The organism is Novosphingobium sp. BL-52-GroH, assembly GCF_044813085.1.
GTDB lineage: Bacteria > Pseudomonadota > Alphaproteobacteria > Sphingomonadales > Sphingomonadaceae > Novosphingobium.
The window spans coordinates 1,694,089-1,711,058 of record NZ_CP171152.1; the positions used below are offsets into that span (position 1 = coordinate 1,694,089).

At 61.7% G+C, this 16,970-nt stretch carries 18 protein-coding genes and 3 pseudogenes; 10 read left to right on the plus strand and 11 right to left on the minus strand.

The features are described 5' to 3' along the window. Positions 1-240 precede the first annotated feature (240 nt). From tnpC (ACFFDA_RS20695) to tnpA, 3 genes are all read right to left on the minus strand, one after another. Positions 241-1,767, minus strand: coding sequence for an IS66 family transposase (gene tnpC / locus ACFFDA_RS20695; protein ID WP_404478319.1), 1,527 nt, complete (start codon positions 1,765-1,767; stop codon positions 241-243). A gap of 154 nt (positions 1,768-1,921) precedes the next feature. Continuing rightward, positions 1,922-2,275: an IS66 family insertion sequence element accessory protein TnpB gene (gene tnpB, locus ACFFDA_RS20700; protein WP_011608149.1), complete on the minus strand. Its 354-nt coding sequence runs from the start codon at positions 2,273-2,275 to the stop codon at positions 1,922-1,924. Further along, complete coding sequence (gene tnpA, locus ACFFDA_RS20705) at positions 2,272-2,622, minus strand: IS66-like element accessory protein TnpA (protein ID WP_404477676.1); 351 nt, start codon at positions 2,620-2,622, stop codon at positions 2,272-2,274. The genes tnpB and tnpA overlap by 4 nt, the downstream gene beginning before the upstream one ends. A gap of 159 nt (positions 2,623-2,781) precedes the next feature. Between tnpA and tnpC (ACFFDA_RS20710) the strand changes: the two are divergent. Further along, a pseudogene (gene tnpC, locus ACFFDA_RS20710) lies at positions 2,782-3,723 on the plus strand (IS66 family transposase); the annotation flags it as partial. 42 nt (positions 3,724-3,765) lie between these two features. Here the strand turns inward: tnpC (ACFFDA_RS20710) and ACFFDA_RS20715 are convergent. Continuing rightward, positions 3,766-4,326 (minus strand): HEAT repeat domain-containing protein, encoded by a 561-nt coding sequence (locus tag ACFFDA_RS20715; protein WP_404482667.1) that lies wholly within the window; start codon positions 4,324-4,326, stop codon positions 3,766-3,768. Between the two features lie 564 nt (positions 4,327-4,890). After that, positions 4,891-5,999, minus strand: a pseudogene (locus tag ACFFDA_RS20720) (IS110 family transposase). Between ACFFDA_RS20720 and ACFFDA_RS20725 the strand changes: the two are divergent. Then, positions 5,991-6,422 carry a transposase gene (locus ACFFDA_RS20725; RefSeq protein ID WP_404482668.1) on the plus strand — a complete coding sequence of 144 codons (432 nt, stop codon included), beginning with the start codon at positions 5,991-5,993 and terminating at the stop codon, positions 6,420-6,422. The pseudogene ACFFDA_RS20720 and the gene ACFFDA_RS20725 overlap by 9 nt on opposite strands. Before the next feature lie 127 nt (positions 6,423-6,549). Here ACFFDA_RS20725 and ACFFDA_RS20730 read toward each other — a convergent pair whose 3' ends face one another. After that, complete coding sequence (locus ACFFDA_RS20730; protein ID WP_404482669.1) at positions 6,550-7,446, minus strand: GDP-mannose 4,6-dehydratase; 897 nt, start codon at positions 7,444-7,446, stop codon at positions 6,550-6,552. Positions 7,447-7,543: 97 nt separating this feature from the next. Beyond that, positions 7,544-8,578, minus strand: coding sequence for a GDP-mannose 4,6-dehydratase (gene gmd, locus ACFFDA_RS20735; protein WP_404482670.1), 1,035 nt, complete (start codon positions 8,576-8,578; stop codon positions 7,544-7,546). A gap of 161 nt (positions 8,579-8,739) precedes the next feature. On the opposite strand from gmd, the gene ACFFDA_RS20740 reads away from it, so the two are divergent. The 8 genes and pseudogenes from ACFFDA_RS20740 to ACFFDA_RS20775 form a co-directional block, all read left to right on the plus strand. Then, positions 8,740-8,985 (plus strand): division plane positioning ATPase MipZ, encoded by a 246-nt coding sequence (locus ACFFDA_RS20740; RefSeq protein WP_404482671.1) that lies wholly within the window; start codon positions 8,740-8,742, stop codon positions 8,983-8,985. 21 nt (positions 8,986-9,006) lie between these two features. Beyond that, the gene (locus ACFFDA_RS20745; RefSeq protein WP_404482672.1) at positions 9,007-9,657 is read left to right on the plus strand and encodes a hypothetical protein; all 651 of its coding nucleotides are present in this window, start codon (positions 9,007-9,009) and stop codon (positions 9,655-9,657) included. Positions 9,658-10,010: 353 nt separating this feature from the next. Beyond that, complete coding sequence (locus tag ACFFDA_RS20750) at positions 10,011-10,955, plus strand: IS630 family transposase (RefSeq protein WP_404482673.1); 945 nt, start codon at positions 10,011-10,013, stop codon at positions 10,953-10,955. A gap of 302 nt (positions 10,956-11,257) precedes the next feature. Then, positions 11,258-11,614 (plus strand): antitoxin Xre/MbcA/ParS toxin-binding domain-containing protein, encoded by a 357-nt coding sequence (locus tag ACFFDA_RS20755; RefSeq protein WP_404482674.1) that lies wholly within the window; start codon positions 11,258-11,260, stop codon positions 11,612-11,614. 10 nt (positions 11,615-11,624) lie between these two features. Then, entirely contained in the window at positions 11,625-12,125 is a 501-nt protein-coding gene (locus ACFFDA_RS20760; protein WP_404482676.1) for an RES family NAD+ phosphorylase, read from the plus strand. Positions 12,126-12,296: 171 nt separating this feature from the next. Next, positions 12,297-13,340, plus strand: a complete 1,044-nt coding sequence (locus tag ACFFDA_RS20765; RefSeq protein WP_404482678.1) for a mannose-1-phosphate guanylyltransferase — start codon at positions 12,297-12,299, stop codon at positions 13,338-13,340. A gap of 122 nt (positions 13,341-13,462) precedes the next feature. Beyond that, on the plus strand, positions 13,463-13,861 hold the full coding sequence (locus tag ACFFDA_RS20770; RefSeq protein WP_404482679.1) for a hypothetical protein: 399 nt from the start codon (positions 13,463-13,465) through the stop codon (positions 13,859-13,861). A gap of 76 nt (positions 13,862-13,937) precedes the next feature. Beyond that, positions 13,938-15,022: pseudogene (locus tag ACFFDA_RS20775) on the plus strand (IS110 family transposase); the annotation flags it as partial. Between the two features lie 472 nt (positions 15,023-15,494). On the opposite strand, the gene ACFFDA_RS20780 reads toward ACFFDA_RS20775, so the two are convergent. The 4 genes from ACFFDA_RS20780 to ACFFDA_RS20795 form a co-directional block, all read right to left on the minus strand. Beyond that, positions 15,495-15,875, minus strand: coding sequence for a hypothetical protein (locus ACFFDA_RS20780; RefSeq protein ID WP_404482681.1), 381 nt, complete (start codon positions 15,873-15,875; stop codon positions 15,495-15,497). Positions 15,876-16,100: 225 nt separating this feature from the next. After that, a complete protein-coding gene (locus tag ACFFDA_RS20785; protein WP_404482682.1) occupies positions 16,101-16,385 on the minus strand; it encodes a hypothetical protein in 285 nt (94 codons plus the stop codon). Then, positions 16,334-16,852, minus strand: coding sequence for a transglutaminase domain-containing protein (locus ACFFDA_RS20790; RefSeq protein WP_404482684.1), 519 nt, complete (start codon positions 16,850-16,852; stop codon positions 16,334-16,336). Before ACFFDA_RS20790 ends, ACFFDA_RS20785 begins: the two co-directional genes overlap by 52 nt. Then, a complete protein-coding gene (locus ACFFDA_RS20795; RefSeq protein ID WP_404482686.1) occupies positions 16,837-16,962 on the minus strand; it encodes a hypothetical protein in 126 nt (41 codons plus the stop codon). Before ACFFDA_RS20795 ends, ACFFDA_RS20790 begins: the two co-directional genes overlap by 16 nt. Positions 16,963-16,970: the final 8 nt, after the last annotated feature.

Below are 16,970 nucleotides of genomic sequence, written 5' to 3' on the forward strand. Positions count from 1 at the left end.
TGCTTCAGCCCCATATTGCGGGAACGCCGAACCAGACCTATTTTGACAATCTGCCCTCGGCGATGGCAGCATGAATTTGCCAATCTATCCTTGGCGTCATACTGAGGTGGTGCCGGCCTGCTGGCCCACGTTATCGTTTCCAAGTTTGCCGATCATCGTAAGCGATGTTCTGTAAGCGGTAAAAATCCCCCACGTGGCGGTGGAGCCGCCACGGCAGGTTTGGCGATGTAATTTCGGTGATCAAGCAGCGGTGGCGATGTTGCTCATTTCGAACATGGTTTGCCCGGCGTTTGTATTGACCCAGTTGTATGGGAGCAGGTCGTCGATTGGATCGGTGTCGGAGCGGCTGATGATCCGGGCGAGCACATCGGAGAGGTAGGCGTAGGGCTCGAGGTCCAGCATCTTGCAGGTTTCGACCAACGAGGCGATCGCAGCCCAGTTTTCGGCTCCGAGCTGGTGGCCAGCGAAGAGCGCATTTTTCCTCTGAAGAGTCACTGGCCTGATGGCACGTTCGGCGGAGTTGTTGTCGAGCTCGATCCGCCCGTCGTCGAGGAACCGACTGAAGCCGGCCCAACGTTTCAGCGCATATTTCATCGCGTCGCTTGTCGCCGAGCCAGCCATGACGCGGGGGCTGATGGCGGTGAACCAGGCGTGGAGCTGCTCGACCAGCGGACGGCTCCGTTCCTGCCGTACAGCGAGGCGTTCCTCGGGCGGGCGACCACGGATGTCCTTTTCGATGCCGTAGATCCTGGCGATGCGCTGCAACGCATCCTGCGCGATCGGAGCATCACTGCCCGCGTCGACAAACTTACGTCGCAGGTGCGCCCAGCAGTAGGATTTCCAGACGCCAGCATTGGCGCGGTCATCCTTGCCGAACTGGTCGTAGGCTTGCCAGGCATCGACCTGCAGGATGCCCTGGTAGGCTCCCAACAGCTGTCTGGCCCACATGGCCCCGCGGCCGGGCATATAGGTGTAGAGCGCCAGCGGCGGATCGGCACCGCCATGGGGCCGGTCGTCACAGACGATGACCCACATGTAGCCGGTTTTGGTCTTGCCGGTCCCCGGTGCGAGCACCTTGACGGTGGTTTCGTCTACGGACAGCCGTGATCGTGCAAGTGCATCCACGCGCATCCGGTCGACGATCGGCAGCAGCGCCGCAATGCCCCGGCCAACCCAGTTGGCCAGCGTGGCGCGGCTGACCTCGATGCCTTGCCGCGCGAAGATCTTCGACTGGCGGTAAAGTGGAAGGTGGTCGCAGTATTTGTTGATGAGAACATCGGCGATCAGCGCTTCGGTCGGCAAGCCGCCCGGCACTACGCGCGCCGGTGCTGGGGCCTGGTGTACGCCATCGGTACAGCACCGGCATGCATAGCGCGGCCGGATCGTGACCATGACGCGGTGCTGCGCCGGGATGATGTCGAGCCGTTCCGCACGGTCCTCGCCGATCTTGTGCAGCGCGCCGCCACAGGCGCATTCCAGGCTGTCGGGTTCGATCACCACCTCGAAGCGCGGCAGATGCGCCGGCAGCGATGCGCGCTGTGTATCGGCGGGCCGGCGTTTGCGAGGCACGAGGCCATGACGCTCGGTTTCTTCGTTTGTCTTAGCCTGCAGGCCCTGGGCTTCGCCAAGGGCCACGGCCTGGTCTTCCAGCGCCAGTGCGAGCTGATCGGCAGGAAGCTTCTCCGAACGCTTGCCGAAGGTCGTGCGGTTGATCAGCTTGAGGATATGCTCGAGCCGCGCTGCGCGGGCGCGCTCGGCCAGCAGCATCGCCTTGAGCTGCTCGACGTCGTCGGGAAGCTCGTCGTATCCGGCTTCAGGCCCGGTCGCTGCAGTGAGTTCTGGATGCGCCGCCACGCCTGCATTCTAGCGGATTTTGCCTCGCGAGGAACAGCCTTGCGCCAAGCAGAATCAGGCTTGCGGCCTACTGCGCATGAAGCGGTTTGGGCACGCGCGGCACGTGCACGCGCGACCAGTCCAACCCCTCGATCAGCGCCGAGGCTTGCGCCGCCGACAGCTTCATCACCCCGTCGCCCGGGCGTGGCCAACGGAACTTCCCATCGTGCAGGCGTTTGGTCACCAGCACCAGCCCGGTGCCGTCCCAAACCAGAAGTTTGATCCGGTCCGCCCTGCGCGCCCGGAAGATAAACAGCATGCCTGAGAAGGGATCGAGTCTGAGCTCACGCTCGACCAGCGAGGCAAGGCCCACCATCCCTTTCCTGAAGTCCACGGGCTGCGTTGCGACCAGCACCTTCAGGGGGCCAGGCGGGATGATCACGCGCTCACCCGCGCGGCCAACAACACCCGCTCGATGTGATCCGCGCTCACGTCGGGCGGAATGCGGATCAACAGCCCGCTTGCCTCGACGATGATCTGGCCGCTCACTGGTGGCACTGCCGCGCTGGACAACTCGTCAACCTTTCCGCGCTCGACCATCGCAGGCACAAAGGTCATCGCCTCTGCGCGCTCCCGCAATCCGCGTCGCCATGTGTACAACTGCTGCGGAAACATCCCGTGGCGGCGCGCCACCGCTGACACATTGGCGCCCGGCTCCAGACTTTCCGCGATGATCTGCGCCCGCGCCTCGGGCGTCCAGTGCCGCTTGCCCCGCGGGCTTTCGATCACGTCAAGCCGCTGCACCTGACCCGGGGCGTTCGTTTCGAAACATGTTTCGAAATCAGTTTCATCACTCACTGGTAACCTCGCCATTTATTGCGGCGAAACTACCAACCTCGGAGCATCTGAAAATGTGGGGGATTTTTACCGCTTACCTACGCTCGCGAGGGCGTGGAGATCAGCCGTTCGACCATGGCGGACTGGCTCGGCCAAGCAAGCTGGCTGCTGCAGCCGCTGGTCGATCGGATCGCCGATCACGTCATGGCCAGCGTGAAGCTCCACGCTGACGACACACCCGTTCCCGTGCTGGCGCCGGGGACCGGGAAGACGGCAACCGGGCGATTATGGGTGTATCTGCGCGATAACCGACGATGGAGCCACTTGGATAAGCCGGCAGCTCTGTTCCGCTACAGCCCCGATCGCAAGGGTGAACGACCACGCGAGCATCTCAAGACCTTTGCAGGCTTCCTGCAGGCCGATGCCTATGCCGGTTTCGAGCGCCTCTACGCGAGTGACCGCCAGCCCGCGCCGATCACGCCCGTTGCGTGTTGGGCTCATGCGCGGCGGAAGCTGAACGATGTCTACAAGGCAGATCCAAACTCGGCGGCGCTCGAAGGGCTGCAGTTGATCGGCGAGTTGTACGACGTCGAGCGGCAGATCGTGCGCGAGCCTGCCGATTTCCGCCGCAAGGCTCGGAAGCTCTCGAAGCTCAAGGCGCTGGATTTCTTCGCCTGGGCTGATGATGTGCTGTCCAAGGCCTCGGCCCGCGCACCGCTGGCGGAAGCGCTACGGTATGCTGCGAGGCTCAAGCCGCAGCTGCTCGCCTACACCGACGACGGCAGGCTGGAGATCGACAACAATCCGGCGGAGAATGCTCTCAGGGGCATAGCAGTCGGCCGCAAAAACTGGCTTTTTGCAGGTGCCGATTGCGGCGGTGAGCGTGCCGCTTCCATGCTTTCGCTTCTGGAGACGGCCAAGCTCAATGGCGTCAATCCGCAGGAATGGCTTGCCGATGTGCTCGACCGCATTGGCAAGGGGCATCCGATCAACCGGATTGACGATTTGCTGCCATGGAACTGGTCCACCGTGCAGACACAAGCAAGCAATTAGGGGGACGCAGACAGTTTGCTTCTCAGGGACGGAAATGACCGCTTAACCCCAGCGCTGAAGCCTTTGGAGCGCACCGAGCAGAGCGCTGGTCGGCATTTGGTCATCAAGCTCTAGCCCTAAGAGCTTCGCCGCGGACTGACGCGCAAAGACGTCATCAGGATCGTCATGAAGCATCGTCTTCAAAAATCCGAGCGCGCGCCTGTCACGCCGACGACCAAGGCCGATGATTGCTTCGTAACGCACGTCGGCATCGGCATCCAAGAGCCGAGTGGCAAGGGCTTCTTTAATTTCACTACTGTCGGCATCGCTTTGCTGGCCGACGCCGAACGTTGCCCAATTACGGACCTCCGCATCCTGATCGTTCATCAAGAAAAGCAGAGTTTCGTTTGCCTCGACTGAGTCGACTGCTCCAAGCGCGCAGGCAGCGGCATATCGTATCTTGTCATCGGAATGTGTTGCAAAACGTATGATGTAAGGAGCTGCTCGGTCGCGGTCGATGTGCTGCAGGGCGAATATGGCAGAGAACACAACCTCATCGGCGTCATCGTCGAGCAGCGGCAGTACCGCGGCAAAGGACTCTTCGGGGAAAGTCCGGGCAGGCAACCGTATCTGGCCAAGAATATCGGCCGCCCGGGCCCGCGTAGCGGCTTCAGAGGTCTTGGTTAGAGCGCAGGCCTTGTCGAGAACCTCTTTGGAACCGCGTCAATGCAAGGCCGCGACAGCATCCCACGCATTATCGTCGTCGCATTCAAGGGCGACCGCAAAGAGTGCGGGTACTGACCTCGGATCAAATTCTGCGTTGCCCATAGCGATAGTATAGTTCGGCTAGCGGCACTTACGCCAGTTTTTGGGCATTCCCACCTCGGGGCGATTATGCTGCCGACGGTTTGGGCCGGACGCTCTGATGTCCGTTGTCAACTCGGTAGACGCGAGGATTGGGCCACGGGTTGTGGCGGCTGAATGTGGCCGCGTACAGGTGGAGGTGGGATCGTTAGACCGTCGGTGATCAAGCTCTGATGCGCGGATTGGATACCGCAGTTCCGAGTATGCGTCCGGGGCTGATCCGTTCTTACTGCGGGCGTCGGCTAGGCCGGCCACAAAACGTCCGTCGGATGTTCCCCTGCCGATGATCCCACCCCCGCCGGTACGCGGGGTCGGTGGCAGATGTCAGGCTGGTTGGGCTTCGCGGGCTGCTGCCCACATGAAGCCAACCAGTTCCCTTGCGACCGCAGTACACACAACAGTGCTCTTCTTGCCCTTGGCCGTGAGGGCGCGGTATCGCGCGGAGAGGCGGCTCTGGGCTTTCCAAGCGATTTCACGGACGGCAGGCGTCGTTTTCTCCAGCAGGTAGAGCTTCCTCGCTCCAACCTTGGGGGCATAGCGATAGCTCCAGGCGCTCTCGACCAACAACTGGCGCATCCGGGTATTGCCGGCCTTGGTTATGCCTCCTCGTCTCACCGTATCACCGGTTGAGCGCTCGCTTGGCACCAGCCCGATGTAGGCCATGAGCTGCCGGGGATTGTCGAAACGCCGCATGTCACCGATCTCGGTGACGAAGGTGATCGCCACGATGAGATCGACGCCCCGCAGCGCTTGCAAGGCGCGCACGACCGGCTCCAATTCCCACTGGGGGAGAAACTCCTCGATTGCGTGCTCAAGGCGAGCCACACGCTCCTTGGCGACGCGCACGGCATCAACCATTTCCTGAAGCGCGATCTGATGCGCAGGGTGGTCAAACCGTTGCTCTTGCAGCCATTTGAGGTGCCGTGCGCCCCATGTTTTCTTGCCCGGATAGCTCGTCCCGTGCTTCAGAAGCAATGCGCTGACCTGCTGGCGATGTACGCGTAAAATCTCAACTGCTGCGGTGCGGGCACGTATCAGATCGCGGATCGCTTCATGGGCTTCATCCGGCACCCAGACTGCCGTAAGTTCCCAGCGCGCAGCAGCTTCGCCAGTTCAATGGCGTCGCGCCGGTTCGTTTTCACTCTGTCCCCGGCGCGTTTGGGTATCAGTGAAGGTGCGATCACCGTGCATGGATAGCCCATCGATGTAATCTGCCTGTATAGCCCGTAGCCAGTCGGTCCCGCCTCATAGCAGAAATGCAATTGCTGATGCCGGCTTGCGAGGCGCTGCACCATTCGCCGCATCGCTTCGGGGGTAGCAGCCAGCTCACCCAGATAGCGCACCTCGCCTCCGCGCTCCCCATCCGCCACAGCGACGGCATTCCGTGCTTTTGCGACATCGATACCGACGAAGACTTCTGTAGAATGTTCCACGGCTCGTCCTCCTGTGATGAGGATCGACTCGGCCCGTCCGAGGAACCCTCGGATGCGCAGTGTAGGGCGAGCCACTCAAGGCGCGCAGACGGACATACGGTCTTACGGTTCCGTCGGCGCTTACGCTTTTCGTGCAAGGTCCACGCCCGCTGCGACAATCAGGGGCGCCTTCTCGGTTTCATCCTGGCGGGTGGAGAGGCAACTGATTATGGCGCTGTCGATGCCCTGATGGCGATACCCGTCACCAAGCCTAAGGCACTGCTCGCCGACAAAGGTTATGATGGTGATGCTGTTCGCGAAAACCTGCTGATGCAGGGAATCTTGCCGATCATTCCACTCAAGCCCAAGCGCCGTGAACCCATTCCTTGCGGTTTTGCCGCTATCGGGATCGAAACCGCATCGAGCGCATGTTCGGCCACCTGAAAAAGTTCCGTCGTGTCGCTACGTGCTACGACGGAACTGCTTTATCATTCGTAAGCTTGCCCAACCACGATCCGTAAATGGCTGCACCACGTTATCATCGTGGTCTATTTTTGCATAGAACGTAATATTATACTTCGAGCATCCAAGCCAATGTGTCGCGCAAGTCGTAGGTGGGCTGCTGTCCAGTCAGATTTTCTATTTTTCTGCGATCCCCCCACAGCGTCTTCACGTCATTCGCACGGACGAAGGCGGGATTGACATTGACATCGAAATCATGTCCGGAAATTTCCTGGATCATCGCGATTACATTGCGTAGTGTCTGCGCCTTACCCGAACAGATGTTGAAAACCTGGCCAATAGCGGCAGGATCATTCAGCAGTGCGGCATAGGCAAGCACCACGTCCCGGACGTCGGAAAAGTCGCGTGCTACATCCAGATTCCCCAGTTCGATCGTCGTCGCGCCGCGTCGGACGTGGTCGATGATCTTGGGAATGACGAAATTGATCGCCTGCCCGACACCGGTATAGTTGAAGGGCCGTGCGATGATGATCGGCAGCCGCTCCTCATAGAGGCGGGCAACAAATTCCATCGTCAGCTTGCTGACCGCATAATCATTGATCGGATCAGGCGCGACAGTCTCATCGATCGCGCCGCTGACGCGATTGCCGTAGATATTTGCGCTGGACGCAAGAAGCACCGCATCAGCGCTGCCGGCAGCACTTACCGCCTCCAGAAGGTTGCGGCTGCCTACGACATTGGCTCGATAGATGTCCTCAACGACACCATGAGAGACGAAAGCAATCGCTGCCAAATGCGCAACCTTGTCGGGCTGCACGGCGGAAAGGACCTCCTTAAGGCACTGCGCGTCGGTGAGATCGCATATGTGGGAGGAGGCTAGGCCTTCGATTGGCGTGGCTATTGCGCTGTGCGAAATGCCGACCACCTCATGCCCCTGCCCTGCCAGGGCTGTAGCCAGATAGCGACCAGTGAAGCCATCTACGCCGGTAATTAATATTTTGCTCATAACCATCTCACCGTCGCTGATAGTACACTACCCGGCGGGGACGAGCACCGCCGGGTTATAATCTGCTCTTTAAATAACCGACCTCCTGTCAAGGAAATCAGAATGATGCATTCACGCTGTTCCGCAAGATATCGGCTTCGACCATCATCTTACAAAGCTGCTCCAGAATGGTTTCCGGCTTCCAGCCCAGCTTTTTCGTCGCCTTTTCGGGATCACCGATCAGCAGATCAACTTCTGCAGGGCGATAGAAGCGCGGATTGACCCGCATGACCGTCTTGCCGGTGGCGGTATCGACCGCGATTTCGTCTTCTTGCTTACCGGAAAATTCAACGTCGATATCCGCAGCCTTGAACGCCATCTGCACGAAATCGCGGACGGTTTCAGTACGATTGGTTGCCAGCACATAGGTGTCGGGCTCGTCGGCCTGCAACATCCGCCACATGCCCTCGACGTACTCCTTGGCAAAGCCCCAGTCACGCCGTGGATCGAGATTGCCCAGTTCCAGGCAATCAAGCTTCCCGAGCTTCACCTTGGCGACGCTGTCGGTGATCTTGCGGGTCACGAACTCGCGGCCTCGCAGCGGGCTTTCGTGGTTGAAGAGAATGCCGCTGCACCCGAAAATGTCGTAGCTTTCACGATAGTTGACCGTGATCCAGTGCGCGTACAGCTTAGCAACGCCATAGGGGCTACGCGGATAGAAAGGCGTGTCTTCCTTTTGCGGAACAGCCTGCACCTTCCCAAACATCTCCGACGTGCTCGCCTGATAGAAGCGAATCTTGGGATCAACGATCCGGATCGCCTCCAGCAGGTTGAGAGGACCAATGCCGGTGATTTCGGCAGTTGTGACGGGCTGGTCGAACGACACCCCGACAAAGCTCTGCGCGGCAAGGTTGTAAACTTCGGTGGCACCGGTATTCTGCAGCAGCCGGATGCTGGATGATAGGTCGGTCAGATCATATTCTACCAAGGTCAGATTGGGGTGATTGGCAACGCCCACCTCCTCGATCCGCCAGAAGTTCACGGAACTCGTCCTGCGATAGGTGCCGTAGACCTTGTATCCCTTGCCCAGCAGCAGTTCGGCCAGATAAGCGCCATCCTGCCCGGAAATACCCGTTACAATCGCAGTCTTCATATATTTCCTCATGTGACACAGCCATCCGGCGCCGGGCCGAACGAAGCGAACGAAGGCTGTGTCTTCGATCCTCACGCCGGATGCAACTCTAAGCACCCGTCTCTACTCAAGTTAAAGGCATCGGATTTGCCTCTGAACTCGCGCGGGCGGCGCCAGTCACGGTGGTCGATGCTGATCCCAACCATCCCATTGCCGCCGGGGGCAAAGGGACCGCCCTGCCCGCCAACCTATCGTTTCTGGCCGATGTCGATGAGGACACGATCAGCGACCGGATCGAGGACGCGGCGGCTAGAACGTCTTTCGTCGTCATCGATCTCGAAGGTACGGCGGCTAAGATCGTGCTGCTGGCCGTCAGCCAGGCCGACCTGGTGGTAATCCCAATGCAGGACTCGCAGTTCGACGCTTAGCAGGCGAGCCAAACCATACGGGTGCTCAACCAGCACAAGAAAATGACGGGACGCGCGGTACCCTACGGAGTGTTGCTGACGCGGACGTCTCCGATCATCCGCACGCGCACGATGGCGCATATTCAGGGCGGGCTGCTCGATGCCGGAGTGCCGGTCTTTGACACCCAGCTCAACGAGCGGGAAGCGTTCCGCGCGGTGTTCTCGTTCAAGCAGACGCTGGAGGATCTCGACCCGCGCGAGGTGTCGAACCTCGACAAGGCGCAGGCGGTTGCGCGCCGCGCGCGAAGGGGCCGATGCGCTAGCTACCAATTCCAACGTGGGAGCGGCATGATGAGCAGGGCCAACCCTTTCGGCGACCTCGACGATTTCGCTCCCCAGGGCCAGCCGAAGCCGGTCCCCGCCGCCGCAATAGAGGAAATCGCGCGAGCCAGCGGCTTTCCGAGCCGCAAGGCGCACGGCAAGCCCATCAGTGCCGAGGCGGTCGAAGCGGCCCCGTCCCCGTCGCCACCGCCGCGCCGCCGACGTCGCACCACCGGGCGCAACCAGCAGATCAACATCAAGGCGACCGAAGGGACGATCGCAGAACTCTACCCTGTGGCCGACGATCTCGATCTGCCGCTTGGTGCCGTACTGGAGCAGACGCTGAAAGCGCTGGTTACCGCCAAAAGCTAGGTGTGAAAGAAACGGGATACCTGATAGTATTTAAGGACAAAAGAATATATTGGGTAGATACTATTAACAGCATCTGCCAAACATCTTTAGCTGTCTTGGAATCATCGAAACTAAACTGAGTTGGATGAAAGAGATGCAGCTACATACAAGTACGAAGGCTTGCGCCTTTTTGACGCACGGCGCCAATCTATGGTCGCATGTGAAGCGCCAGTCGCCTGCCGGCCAAGCCGCAAAAAGAGCCTATCACACTCTTATCTATCTAGAGCGTTTTCCACAGTGCCTGAATCGCGAAAGATTCCCTCCGCGCGAAAATTCTGATTCAGGATCCGCGCTGGGTATGGAGGCCGGCATGGATGGCCAGAGCATTGTCGCAGGACTTGCGAGATCGTGTTGTTGGCGCAGTCGAAGGAGGCCTGAGCTGCAGGGCAGCGGCGGCACGTTTCGGGGTTGGCGTAGCGACGGCGATCCGCTGGCGGCAAATCGCGCTGGCGCATGGACGGGCCGTTGCCGGCAATCCTGGTGGCGATCAGCGATCATCGAAGACCGACGCACATGCCGATCTCATCATGACCATGCTCGAGGAGAACGGGGACATTACCCTCGAAGAGATCCGCTCGGGTCTTGCCGCGCGCGGTGTCCACGTTGGGATCGGTACGCTGTGGCGCTTCTTCGACCGGCACAGGATCACGCGCAAAAAAGTCGGGTCATGCGATCGAGCAAGACCGTCCGGACGTCCTGAAGCGACGAAGGGCCTGGTTCGACTACCAACTGGATCTGGAGTCCGAGCGCCTGATTTTTATCGACGAGACCTGGACCGCGACCAACATGGCCCGCAGTCATGGCCGCTGCGCCAGGGGCGAGCGCCTGCGGATGGGCTTTCGCATGGTCATCGCAAGACGACCACGTTCGTCGCGGGGCTGCGCATGACCGGGATGATCGCCCCGATGGTGCTGAACGGGCCGATCAACGGCGACTGGTTCGAAGCCTACGTCGCCCAGGTACTCGTGCCAGAGCTCAAGCCAGGCGACGTGGTCATCATGGACAATCTCTCAAGCCACAAGCGCGTGGCCGTCCGCGAGAGGATTGAGGCTGCCGGGGCAGCGTTGCGCTTCCTCCCGCCCTACAGCCCCGATTTTAACCTGATCGAAAAGGCCTTCTCACGCCTCAAGGCCATGCTGCGCAAAGCATCCGAACGCACCGTCTCAGGCCTGTGGGATTTCATCGGCAAACTCGTCGATATCTTCCAGCCAGACGAGTGCGCCAATTACTTCAGCTCCTGCGGCGACGATCCAGCGTGATCGGAAAATGCTCTAGTAATATTGAGATACTATCTTGATATCCGCGCGGATATCGTCCGATCCAAAGCGGATATCGTCCGATCCAAAATTGCACTGCCAGATGCATCAGAATGCATCGCGGACCGTGCGCCAAATATCCAGGCGTGCCCTCGTATTTCCGCCTGCTTACCAGTCCCGCCCGTCCGGCTCAAACCGGGGGAGGGCGGATATTCGCTGCGGCAGCCGCTTGCGCACAGGTTTGGCAGCATTTCTTGAATCGCGCATAGCTTGACGCTATATCACGTCATATTGGTTGCGTCAGGATGTATCATGAGTTTGATAGAGTATGCCGATCACGGGCTTTCGCGCCCGGCAAGATCGCCTCCGCCTTTCGCACCACCAGCGAGGAGGTGGCGCGGTCCGCGGGGCTGGGGCGTGATGCCGTCCAGCGCAAGGAGCGCGTCCGCTCCGATAAGACCCAGCGCCGCCTGCGCGAAATGGTCGAGGTGATCACGAAGGCCACTCCCCGCTTCGGCTCTGCGCTGATCGCCTATGCTTGGTACCGGTCGGAGCCGCTGCCCGGCTTTTCGGGCCGGACCGCCATGCAACTCTTGCAGGAGGGCGAGGCGGGCGAAGTCCTGGACTATATCGACGCCGTGGACGCAGGCGTTTACGCCTGAGCGCGCTCGCATGCGGTATCAGGGCAAGCTCTATCGAGCGCTGAACCCTGTCCATGCGCGCGAGCCGCTGTCGGGGCGCGGCGCCGAGCTCTACGGCGGCCGCTTCAACCCGAAGGGAACGCCGGCGCTCCACCTTGCGACATCGCTACACACCGCGATCCGCGAAGCTAACCACGTCGGCGACCTGCAGCCGACCACGATCATGGCCTATCACGGCGATATAGAGAACGTGCTCGACAGCCGCGCCCCTGGCGCCCTCGACAGCTTCGGCATGACCCTGTATGCTCTTTCCGAGCCGACCTGGCGCGACCAAATGCGCGGCGGCGGCAAGACCGCAACGCAAGCCTTCGCCCCGACCTTCATGGCCGAAGGCTTCGACGGAATGCTGGTCCGCAGTTTCGCGCGCGGCGCGTCCGGTAAAGATACCAACTTAGTACTATGGGACTGGGGCACCGCGCCGCCGTCCAGGGTCACCCTCATCGATGACGATGGGCGCTTGAGCAGGATGTGAGTCTGCGGACACGGAAATGGCTTTTTCAGGCTGGGCCGGAAGATATAGCGAACGCCTGACCCCAATAAAATTGATATTTACCAGGCACTTACCGATACCCAACTATTGCAATACTGGCAGCAATCTTTAGGATCCGCGATCGACAGTCATTTAGCATAGCGAAGGACGTATATGCCAACCATAGTTCCGGTTATCCTTTGCGGCGGTAGCGGCACACGGTTGTGGCCGCGCAGCCGGGCTGTGAAGCCGAAGCCGTTTCTGAGCCTGGTTGGCGATTGCACTTTGTTTGAAGCCGCCGTGCGTCGCTGTCCGGCATCGGGGGGCTTTTCCCCGCCTGTCGTGGTGACCGGCGGCAAGCATGTCGAACACGTCGAAGCGCAGCTGGATGACATGAACGGCGCGCAGGTCATCGTCGAGCCTTCCGCGCGCAACACTGCGGCCGCGATCGCGCTGGCCGCGTATCGCCTGCCCGAAGATGCGGTCATGCTGGTGTGCCCGAGCGATCAGCACATCGGTGATGCCGACGCGTTTGCGTCCACAGCCTGGGCCGCTGCAGACCTCGCGAGTGAAGGCTGGCTGGTGTCCTTCGGAATCGAGGCGACGGCGCCGGAAACCGGCTTTGGCTATCTGCGTCAGGGGGAAAAGATTTCCGACACCGGCTATCGTACCGCGCAGTTCGTCGAAAAGCCCGATCTTGAGCGCGCCAGGTCCTTCTTGGCCGAAGGCGGCTATGCCTGGAACGGCGGCATCTTCGCATTCCGCGTCAAGGACTTCATCGTCGAACTCGAGCACCATCGGCCGCAGATCGCCGCCGGCGTCAAGGAAGCCGTCACCAAGGGACACGAGGATGGCCAGCGCTTCCACCCGGATGCCAAAGTCTTCGGCAACGTGCCCAGCGATTCCGTCGATTATGCCGTCATGGAGAACACCGAGCGCGCCGCAATGGTGCCCGCCATCATGAACTGGTCCGACATCGGCAACTGGCATGCCCTGCACGAAGCGCTGGAGCGCGACACCTCGGGCAATTCGGTGCGCGGCACCGGTAGGGTCGAGATGGTCGACTGCCGTAATGTCCTTGTCGACAGCGATGGACCGCACGTTGCGGTGATCGGGCTTGAGAACGTGATCGTCGTCGTCGATGGCAATGACATCATGGTTACCACCGTTGCCGGCGTACAGAAGGTCGGCAAGCTGGCGGGCGCCGTCAACCAGTAGTCCTGCGGTCCGATGTTATACCTGGCAAGTCTGGCCTGGCTGTGGCCGCAGGAGCGAATTAGCGCTCACGTCGCCTTTAACCCTCATCGCCCGCGCCATCCCTGTGCCCGGGCGGTGCGCTCTTGCGCCGCATTGAGCAGTTCGCCCGCCGCTATCTCCTGTGCGGCGGCTATGAGGTCTTCTTGCACGGCGACAGCGAATCGCCATCGCTGCGGCGTTCGCGGGCGGTCATCCGCTCGCGATCCTCGACGAGCCATTCAACTGGCTCGATTCCCGTCGCGATCTTCGACCTGCGCGATGTTCTGCGTGACATGGTTGATGGCGGTCTGACGCTCATCACTGCCCTGCACGACCTCGGCACGTTGGTCTCGGCATGCAACGCCGGCCTCATGCTCGCCGATGGCAAGGTCGCACTGGCGCTGGACGAAGACATGTTGCGGACAGCTGCCCGGAACCCTCAAGCATTTGAACGGCAGACCATCGACCACCTGCGATCGGGATCAGCCTTGCCGATCGCTTAGACCCAATGACTGCGGGAGCCTCGGCGGCTCGAATTTGGGATGCTGACGATGGATTTGTCAGCAACGGAGACGAGTCATGACGGAGGCAGTGAAGTACATCGGGCTGGACGTGCACAAGGAAACCATCGCGGTCGCGGTGGCCGACGGGGAACGCGGGGGCGAGGTGTGCTATGTCGGTACGGTTCCTAACGAGGACGATGCGATCAGAAAGCTGGTTAAGCGGCGGACCGGGTCAGGCGCGAGTCTGAACTTCTGCTATGAGGCGGGACCGTGCGGCTACGGCCTGCACCGGTTGTTAACCGGGCTGGGGCAGAGCTGTATCGTCATCGCGCCGTAGATGATGCCTCGGCGACCGGGCGATCATGTGCAGACCGACCGGCGTGATGCGATGACATAGGCGCGGCTGCTGCGTGCCGGCGAACTCACCGCGATCTGGGTGCCGGACCAAGCGCACGAGGCGGTGCGCGACCTGATCCGCGCACGACACAGCGCGAAGGAGGATGCAACCGGGGCCAAGCAGACGGTTCGCAGCTTTCTTCTTCAGGACCGACGGTTTACCGGCCGTGCGGCGTGGACCAAGGCGTACTGGCGCTGGCTGGCGGAACAGCGGTTCGACTTCCTTCATCAGCAGTTGGCATTCGAGGAGATGCAGAAGCGGGTGCTGGAAGCACGGGCTCGCGTGGGCCGCCTCGAGGCGGCGCTTGCCGAGGCGGTGGAAGGTTGGCGGTTTGCGCCGCTCGTCCGCAATCTCCAGGCGTTGCGCGGTATTCAGTTGGTCAGCGCCGCAACGCTAGTTGCCGAAGTCGGCAATCTCACCCGGTTCGACACCCTAAGCAGTTGATGGCCTATCTCGGCCTGGTGCCGTCGGAACATTCCAGCGGCACCCGCACCCAGCGCGGTCGCATTACCCGTGCAGGTAACGGGCAAGCGCGTACCATGCTGATCGAGGCGGGCTGGGCCTACTGGCTGCCTGCCCGGGAAGCGCAGTGCTACCGAGACCGCGTGAAGGATCTGGCAGATGATAATCAGGCGATTGGATGGAAGGCGCAGGTTCGTCTGTGTCAGCGCTTCCGCCGTCTGGTGGCCACGGGTAAACCTCAGCCCAAGGTAACCACCGCGATCGCGCGTGAACTGGTCGGCTATGCCTGGGACATCGCCAGGCACGTATCGCCGATCGTCGCCGGCTGCCCCTCTTCGAGCGGCAACGAGAGGAGACGCCAGCGCAGGGTCTGCATAGCCTTGGCCGGCGTGCCGCGGGCACTCAACTGTGATGGGCAATCCACGACGTACGTTGGGGCAGGCTTGGCGGACGCCCGATCTTAGACGGTGGACAGGCCTAGCGACGGATACGGGTAGTGCGGTAATCAACCCGCGGATGAGAGCGTGATCAATCGTCGTCGATCAGGCGCCCGCGGCACACCCGCCAAGGTCAATGCGACCGCTGGCCTCAAAGCCAGCGAAGAGGTAAGCTCGGCCAGCGTCTCGGATGACAGTCATGAGAGCGTACGCTCGGAAAGCGTTTCTGCGATCACCTCCACTCACGCCGCTTCCAACGCCGAGGGCCCCTCCCCCACTACCCGAGGGATATTGCCCCCAACGTCCCTCTTCCAAACCCCGTCATCCTGAACCGACTTCAGAGTGACGATAAGGAAGGACGTGGGGCAAAGCCTACTGCCCTGCCCTCGCCGCCGGCGCCAAGGCACGGTACGCTGTCCGCCGCCCAGTCGATCTCGTACGTCGCGGGGACGGGCCTAGCGGCCTGGCTTGGCCCGTTGTCGCCGTCAGGCTCATAAGTGATCCAGGCCATGCTGTTGTCGAACTTAGCGATGCGGGCCTTGTCGCGCCGGGCGGTGGCGGCGTCCACTTCGGTCTGTTCGATGCGGGCGCCGCGCACCATGCGCAAGGCGCCGTCGCGCAGATCGAACGCGCGGTAGTAGGCGCGGCCGAACAGGCGGGTATCGATGTCGTCCTTGTGCGACCACTGCCCCGGCCTGGTCGTCGCCGGCAGGCGCACGGTGGTGACCCGGCAGTCGAAGTTCGGCTTGCTGTAGAACGGCAGGTCCTGGTTCTGCTCGGGCGCGCGCAGGCGCTTTTCGGGCGGGGTGAATCCCCCGCCGGGGAGCGCCAGCCCTTTGGAGCCACCGCCCTGGTCCTCTCAGTCGACGGTGCCGGTGCCCAAGATCGTCAGCACGCTGGCCTGCGCCTTGCGGTCGTAGCGCCACTTCACGTCCTCGATCGTCTACCAGGTGTCGCCGATCGCGTTCTGGCGGAAGGCGGCGAGCAGTTGCGCGGGCGTCGGAGCCGAGAGCTGAACTTCCTGCTGCAGCCCCTCGATGCCGCGCTTGATCGTGGTGTTGGTGATCCGCGCCGGCGCGACGAAACCAGCGCGCGCGTCGATCTCGAACAAGGTGATTTCGTCGGGTCGCGTCGCCGGCTTCCACGCCAGGCGCTCCAGGCCGCTGCCCGGCTCGCTCAGTGGCAGCACCGAGCGGTAGGGGATGACCGGCTCATCGAGCGGCGGCACCACCGCGGGCAGCGTGCCATCGAGCCAATAGCTGCGGCCCTGATCCGCGCCCGCACCAGCACATGGTCGAACATGCGCGGGCTGGGCAGCCGTTCAGCGAGGCCGTTGTCGTTGCCGCTGTTGTTGGCCAGCACCGCTTGCGCCTCGATGCCCAGTTCGCGCAGCAGCGCCAGCAGTAGCGCGGTCTTGCCCTTGCAGTCGCCATAGCGGCGCTGCCAGGTCTCCTCCGCCGTGGCGGGGGTTGAGATTGGCGCCGTTGAGGCCGACGTAGATGGAGCGCACGTCCTGCTGCACCAGCTTGAGCGCGGCGGCGGCGCGGTCCAGCGGCTGCGCGCTGGCGGCAGCGATGCGGGCGGCCTCGGCCTTGAGCGGCGATGCCGCGCCAATTTGCGAGGCTCTGGCGAACAGCGGGGCGAAGCGGCGGGAGATCGCCTACCAGTCGCCGAAACTGCTATACGCGCTGCCACAGGAAGCGCGGCGGCGCGTCCTTGGGCGGGGTCAGCGCGGCCGGATTGTCCAAGCGATAGTCGATCGCGTTCGCGCTCGCCTGCGCCACCTCCGCCATGTCAGGCGCCATCTTGACCG